The sequence below is a fragment of the Winogradskyella sp. genome, from assembly GCF_016744625.1.
Classification (GTDB): Bacteria; Bacteroidota; Bacteroidia; order Flavobacteriales; family Flavobacteriaceae; genus Winogradskyella.
Map to the genome: position 1 here is coordinate 1 of NZ_JADGDZ010000152.1, position 3698 is coordinate 3698.

Sequence of the window (3698 nt, forward strand, 5' to 3'; positions counted from 1 at the left end):
GCCATAAACCAATAATCATTTGACGGTAATGCTTTTCCTTTATATGTACCATCCCAACCCATTCCACTAGGGGAAATTTTATTAAGGAATTTACCATACCTATCAAATATATAAATCTTTGCTAATGGCTGATAGTCTAAGCATTTTATATTCCATCTTTCATTTACACCATCACCATTAGGCGTGAAAAATTTGGGATAATTTAATATTTGAGCAGTTGCTCTGGCCTCTATGCTACAATCATTAATATCTCTTACTGAGATAGTATATTGATCACAATTATTAAGACTATTAAAAACATTTGAGGTTACCCATAAGCCATTATCTAATTGAAATTCGTAATTACCAGACCCACCTGAAACATTAGCCTTAATGACTCCTTGATTACTAAAAGGTGCAGACAAGACTTCTAATTCAATCTCTAGTTCATCAATTTCATTAACTACTATTTCAAGTTGTGTGGTTGAAACACACTCACTGGAGTTTGGTGTAAAGGTATAACTTATGGTTTGTGTATTGTCTAAGGCAGGCGACCATGTACCTGTAATACCATTGTTTGATGTGGTAGGTAAAGGGTTTAACGTCTCACCTGAACAAATGGGCATAATAGGGTCAAATTCTGGAATTATTATTTCATTAACTTCTATTGTTAAAGTAGTTTCTGCGGCACATTCTTCTAAACTTGGTGTAAATGTATAAGTTGTAGTTTGCGTATTGTCCATAGCTGGCGACCATGTACCTGTAATACCATTGTTTGATGTGGTGGGTAAAGGGTTTAACGTCTCACCTGAACAAATGGGCATAATAGGGTCAAATTCTGGAATTATTATTTCATTAACTTCTATTGTTAAAGAAGTAGTTGTAGCTGATTGTCCTGAATCAGGAGTAAACGTATAAGTTGTGGTTTGCGTATTATCTAATGCTGGTGACCATGTTCCAGTAATACCATTATTGGATATTGTCGGAAGTGGGTTTAATGTATCGCCTTCACATATAGAAGTTACTAGATCGAACGTTGGTATAACAAAACTTGACTCAAGACCATACACACGAACATGACCTGAGTCTTCTCCATTTATCCCATCGTTGAAAGGTGCACCTACAGCTAATACTGAACCATCTGCATTAAGACTTACTGAACGTCCTGAAAGATCAAGTAACCCTTCACCATCAATATCTGATCCAATTTGTGTCCAGTTATTATTTTGATTTTCAAATACTCTGGCATTACCTGAAAGTATACTATTTACTCCATCACTATGAGTAGCTCCAATGGCTAAAATATTACCATTACTACTAATACTTAATGAAGTTCCCGATGAAGAATCATCATTATTCCCTTCTATATTGCCACCAATTTGTGACCATACACTTGATTGGTATTCAAAAACTCTAACATGACCAATACCTGAATTGGCATTTTCAGATCCAATTGCTACAATTGTTCCACTTGAATTTAAATCTACTGAAAAACCACAATCATCTCCGGCTGTTTCACCAACAATATTTGACCCCAACTGTATCCAATTACCCCCTTGATTTTCAAATATTTTAACAAACCCTGGTTCAAAATTTTGAATAGCCCCAACGGCTAAAATAGAGCCATTGTCGCTAAGACGTACCGAATGACCAAATCTATCACCATCGCCCTCGCCACCATCTATATTGCTTCCTATTTGTATCCAATTCCCATTGAGATTTTCATAGACCCTTACACGACCAGCGTTTGTCCCGTTACTATTAGTATCGGATGGTGCACCAACAGCTAGAATATTACCATTACTGTTAAGAGATACAGAATTTCCGAAATTATCTGAGTTTCCTCCAAATAAGGTGCTTCCTATTTGTACCCAATTATCATTCTGATTTTGATATACTTCTGCATAACCTGATAAAGCTCCAATTGCTAGTATATCCCCATTTGCATTTATACTTACAGAGTAGCCAAATTGATCGTCAAAGCCTCCATCAATATCTTGACCTAATTGCACCCAATTATCATTTTGGTTTTGATAAACCCTTACATGTCCTGACCAACCACCATTATCACGATTTCTGTAACCACCAATTGCTACAATCGAGCCATTAGAAGATAAGCTAACGCTATAACCAAAGCTATTCTCTGGGGCTTCTCCGTCAATGTCCTGACCTATCTGAGTTTGAGCATAACAATAATTAAGACAAGTAAAAGCTATTATAATAAGTGTAATTTTCATATTTCTAAAAACCTGTCAAAATTAATCAAATCTTGTTAATTACCAGAATTAACTTATACCATAAAAACCTTTAAAGTTGGCTTTTGATGTTTAATCATTTGAAATAGAAAAACAATTCCAAGGTTATTTTTGTACATAATGTTTAAAATTATGTAGCCTTATTTCAGGACGGGTCAGTATGAAACACAACGTCCACTGTGTATGGCGTAGTGAGGCGCGCCTCACGGATAGCCATAATTGCGCCTCATTCGCTATACATTTTGTTGTGTGTAGTTTCGTTCGGAGTTCTCGTAGACTAGACTAAATATACATAAAATAGGCGAGGTGCGATTAACAGTGGACGTTGGTATGTAATTAGTAGAAAGGAAGCGTTTGCAAAACGCGATTCTACGTGCCGCAGGCAATTGCATACCAACGGTTGGTATAAGATTAGTTGCGTTGTTTAAACACCTAATCTGGCAGATACAAACAAAATAGAAAATCCGAGAGGATTTTCGTAAGTAGGCTTGTGTCAGCAATTAATTTTATACATTGTTGTGCGTTCGTGTTTTCTCCCTATTTTAATATTCGATTTCAAAATCCAAACTTTGGGCAGATTCAATAATCATTTTCATATCATTTACTCCAATATGAGCATTATAAATTTTTTTTTCGTTATTAAGTTGTTTTATGGTCTCATATAGTTCTCTATAATTTGCATTTGCGACTTTTTCTGCTGTATCATATCCAGATTCTAATAGTACATATGCGAATGTATGATTTACCCATCTTATTCTAGAAAGGTCAGTTAGTTTAGTGAGTTTCAATATCTCGTTATCACCAATTCCTGCGTTTCTTGAAAGTTCATTCCTTTTTCCATCAGTCAGAATTTCTTCATATAATTTTAATGTGTTTTTAATTCCTATTTTTTCAAGTTTAAGAACAATATCTTCACTAACACAAGTGAAATCCTTTATTCTATTTGGCTTTTGTCGATAACCATTTACAACTCTTTTAAGAACTGCTAAATAATTATCTGGCAAACCACTTTTTTTTGAAAATTCCTGAATTTTGCTTTTGTCCTTTAGAATTATTAGTAATTCATCAAGGTTTTTAATGTCGTGTTTTTTTATAATGTTCAGATTTTTATCTATATCATTTTCTAAAACTTTCCAACTTGGAATTAGTATGGTAGTTTTTAAAATTTCTTTGTACGCATCAATACTTATGCTTTTCAAATCAATATAATATCCCATTTTGTTTTTCCATTATGTGTGATTTCGTATCATCCTGCATGACGCACAACGTCTTCGTGTATGGCTAGTTACGTTGGCTAGGTCTAAGTTAGTAAAAGAAAACGAACCAGAGGAAAATCCGAAGGATTTTCCGAGTATGCACAGACCAAGTAATTAATTATACACGTCTTAAGTTTGTCATTCATTGCATTTAACTAATAAAAAGAAAGAACAAAAGAGAGAAATAAGATTAGTATACACGGTGAAG

2 protein-coding genes are annotated in these 3698 nt (G+C 34.4%); both read right to left on the reverse strand.

Annotated features, from left to right (window positions below; genetic code table 11):
• Positions 1 to 2216 (reverse strand): T9SS type B sorting domain-containing protein (locus tag QZZ53_RS16985; RefSeq protein WP_296386932.1); only part of this gene is annotated, 2216 nt, incomplete at its 3' end.
• A 560-nt stretch (positions 2217 to 2776) separates the two neighbouring features.
• Positions 2777 to 3451 carry a DUF4332 domain-containing protein gene (locus QZZ53_RS16990; RefSeq protein ID WP_296386934.1) on the reverse strand — a complete coding sequence of 225 codons (675 nt, stop codon included), beginning with the start codon at positions 3449 to 3451 and terminating at the stop codon, positions 2777 to 2779.
• Positions 3452 to 3698: the final 247 nt, after the last annotated feature.